This window comes from Sulfurimonas sp. (assembly GCF_032250635.1).
GTDB lineage: Bacteria > Campylobacterota > Campylobacteria > Campylobacterales > Sulfurimonadaceae > Sulfurimonas.
In genome coordinates this window covers 1-2,403 of sequence record NZ_JAVVFL010000249.1, presented here as the reverse complement: position 1 = coordinate 2,403, position 2,403 = coordinate 1, and the positions used below count along the sequence as shown (strand labels likewise).

The following is a 2,403-nucleotide window of genomic DNA, read 5'->3' as shown; positions in this document are numbered from 1 at the left end:
AGCTTGGGTATTTAAAATCTTTTGAAGTCATAAGAGCATAGAGCTTTGATAGGCTCTCGTTCTCTATATTTTCATATTTAATATCCATCTCTTTTGCTATACGCATGAAAAAAGTGAGCAAAATTGCTTGAACTTTTTCGCTTACCGAGCTGCCATGTATAACCGACTCAAACTCTTTTTTCATTGTCATAATATTATATTCACATAGCTCATCAAGTTTTTTGGGTTCTTCTGTACCGAGATACTCTAAAATGTTTAAAATCAGATGAAGAAACATCTTGTTTGTCTTGTCGATTATCATGTTGTTTTTTTCTAAATTCTCTCTGTAGGAGAGTATATCTTTTTGTATGTTTTGAAAATAGGTCTCGTTCATATAAATATCCTTTATTGTTATAATAAAAATAACATTTCATGTTGAGATTATAGCACATTTGTTTTTATGGGCGTTTAATTTTATAAATAGCAGATATTTAGGCAGAGAAGGGGAGTAAAGAGCTAAACTCTTTACTGTACCGAGAGGATGTTGATGTCGAAATTTAGCTCTTTTCCTGCTAATGGATGATTAAAATCTATAAGCACTTCATCATCTAAAATATCTTTTACAACTACTTGAACCGGGTTGCCATCAGGTCCTTGACCTTGAAGCGGAAGACCGATAGAAAGCTCTATGCCTTCAAACTGCTCTTTTGGAATCTTTTGCATCGCCTCTTCGTTGTACTCTCCGTAAGCCTCGCTTGCAGGAACTACGATAGAAGCTGATTCGCCAGCGCTTAACTCCGCTATTCTAGACTCTAAACCAGAAATAATCTGTCCTGAGCCGAATGTAAACTCTAATGGTTCTTGGTTAACATTGCTATCAACAACATTTCCTTCCACTTTTACTTCATACTCCATAGAAACTACTTGATTGTTACTAATAGCCATTTGTTCTCCTTTTTTTGTAAGGGGTACTATAACAAAATAGGTTTACATGAAAGTTAAAGCTAGAGTTTAACTATCTCTTTAATTGCACTTAATTGGACATCGGAGAGTTTTGGATTTATGCTCTGAACAAAGCCTACAACGGAATCGTAAGAGTTCAGATCGCACTCTTTGTCAAAAAGTGCATATTTTGCAAAAGCTTCAATAATTTTCTTTTTTGAGAGTCCTAACTTTGGATTGTTGCTAAGATGTGTCAGTTTTGAGTAGCTATTTTGGCTACTTTTCAACACCGCTTGACTCTTTTTTATAGCAACGCTATTTTCTAACCCTTTGGAGATTAAAACATTTTGAATATCGTTATGTGTAATAGGAGCTTCCTGATAACGCTCAGAAGCAGAGTATATATAAATTGTTGATGCAAACAGCGGGTTCGCCGCACTGGAAACTAAAAATATTAAAAAGACGGAACGCTTTGTTAAGATGGATATTTTTGCCATATTGTACTTCCTCTATAATTGTTTAGATATTTAACTCTGCACTATTGTAGATAAGGTTGGTAAACTGTAAGTGAATTGAGTTAGATATTGAGTGTTTTTAATTTTTAATTTTTTAGGGCGCGGGCGGTTTCCCATTTTTTTATCAATAAAACCACAATTATTAAACTTTACGTCAAAAATCATCAAAAAAAGGCACGAAATTAGTCAGACCATTTTAGGCGAAGTGGTTGAAAGATAGATGAACATGGTGTTTCTGAGGATGTCCTCGCCGGATAAGGGAATTAGCGAGATGCTTTTGCGTGTTTTATTTTATAGATATTCTATATTCATTATGTGTAGGGTAGAGCATCAAGACAACTTAGATGATTGATTGAAATATGAGTTTATAAAGATATGAAGAAATAAGAATCTTTTTATCGAAATAAGTAGTTTTATGCTAAAATATGTTAATTTTTGTAAAAAGGCTGTGAATGGTGTATGAAAAGAAAAGAAAAAAGTTAGAGTTATTGATAATTTCTTTATTTGTTGGATTTGGTTTCGGTGGATGTTTGGATACAAAAGTTTCGAATGAAGAAGCAGGTAAATTACCAGTATGTATCGAAACAGGAGATAATACATACACTATGTCGGTAGGCAGTATAGTAGAGGTAGGAGATTATTTTCAGGCTATAACTGATGGCAAGGGCTATAGTATGTATCCAATTGAAGAAGGGCAGCAACTAACTTTTAGAATAGCTAATGAAGTTATTATGCTCAATACAAGATATCAAGAGCTTGAGAAAGGTGCATGTATGGAAGTTTTTCATACTGTGGTTGAGGACAAAGAAGGAAATAAGGTTCTAGAAGCGCACGCTTCAAATCCTAGTGATTATAGGACTTTAGTTAAAGCAGCAGAGTATGTATTTAAGTTTTAGAAAAAAATATAAAAACAAACCATCCTATAAAGAATAGCTTAAACCAATAGTTATTTTTTATAGACATAGAT

4 protein-coding genes are annotated in these 2,403 nt (G+C 33.5%); 1 reads left to right on the top strand and 3 read right to left on the bottom strand.

Annotated features, from left to right (window positions below):
- The 3 genes from RQ763_RS11390 to RQ763_RS11380 all read right to left on the bottom strand — a co-directional run.
- The coding region (locus RQ763_RS11390; protein WP_314153101.1) for a hypothetical protein at positions 1–373 on the bottom strand (373 nt) is incomplete at its 3' end.
- 131 nt (positions 374–504) lie between these two features.
- Positions 505–924, bottom strand: coding sequence for a peptidylprolyl isomerase (locus RQ763_RS11385; protein WP_294933252.1), 420 nt, complete (start codon positions 922–924; stop codon positions 505–507).
- 59 nt (positions 925–983) lie between these two features.
- Positions 984–1,418 carry a hypothetical protein gene (locus RQ763_RS11380; protein ID WP_314153099.1) on the bottom strand — a complete coding sequence of 145 codons (435 nt, stop codon included), beginning with the start codon at positions 1,416–1,418 and terminating at the stop codon, positions 984–986.
- Positions 1,419–1,888: 470 nt separating this feature from the next.
- On the opposite strand from RQ763_RS11380, the gene RQ763_RS11375 reads away from it, so the two are divergent.
- Positions 1,889–2,332 carry a hypothetical protein gene (locus RQ763_RS11375; protein WP_314153098.1) on the top strand — a complete coding sequence of 148 codons (444 nt, stop codon included), beginning with the start codon at positions 1,889–1,891 and terminating at the stop codon, positions 2,330–2,332.
- Positions 2,333–2,403 lie beyond the last annotated feature (71 nt).